We start from the raw sequence: 706 nt of genomic DNA on the forward strand, positions 1-706 counted from the left end.
GGCAACGAGGACAAGCTGGTGCCCAAGCTGCAGGCTTTGGCCGATGTCACCCTCATCTACGTGGCTGCCATTGGCAGCAGTGCCGCCGCCCGCCTGATCAACCGCCGCATCACCCCCATCAAAGTGCAGTCGGAAGAAGAATCCATCGAGAGCTTGTTGCAGCGCCTGGTAACCACCCTGCACAATCCTCCCCCCTGGCTGCGCAAAGTGCTCTTGGCCGAGCGCGTCAGCAGACCGGAGTCCTCAACTCCAGTTGTGGAGGCTCAGCCATGACCGTCACCCCTCTCTCTCCCTCGACCAGCCCCATCTTGCAAGAGATCGTTCGCCAGATGCGGGCGGCGGATCCCTACGGCACCTACCGCGCCTGGAGTGATGAGTTGCTGCTCAAGCCCTTTGTCGTCACCAAAGCCCAAAAACGCCAGATATCCCTCGAAGGGGAGGTGGATCCCGGGGTGCGGAGCCGCATTCTCATCTACTACCGCGCCATTGCCGCCCTGATTGAAAAGGAAACGGGCCTCCTAGCTCAGGTGGTGCTGGATCTCAACAGCGAAGGCTTTGGTTGGGTGCTGGTCTTCTCGGGGCGGCTGTTGTTGGTGGTCAACACCCTGCGAGACGCCCATCGCTTCGGTTTCGAGTCTCTCGAACAGCTCACTGAAAAAGCTACTGCCCTTATCGACAAAGGGATCCAACTGGCCCGAACCTACCC

General features: G+C 60.2%; 2 protein-coding genes. Both read left to right on the forward strand.

The window, feature by feature from the left end; translation table 11 throughout:
* On the forward strand, window positions 1–273 hold a 273-nt coding region (locus tag NW820_RS13180), incomplete at its 5' end, for a NifB/NifX family molybdenum-iron cluster-binding protein (RefSeq protein WP_414407745.1).
* Window positions 270–706 (forward strand): NifX-associated nitrogen fixation protein (locus NW820_RS13185; protein ID WP_414407746.1); only part of this gene is annotated, 437 nt, incomplete at its 3' end. The genes NW820_RS13180 and NW820_RS13185, both read left to right, overlap by 4 nt.

Origin of the sequence: Synechococcus sp. R55.7, from assembly GCF_047461955.1 — a bacterium.
In the GTDB taxonomy this organism is placed as follows: domain Bacteria; phylum Cyanobacteriota; class Cyanobacteriia; order Thermostichales; family Thermostichaceae; genus Thermostichus.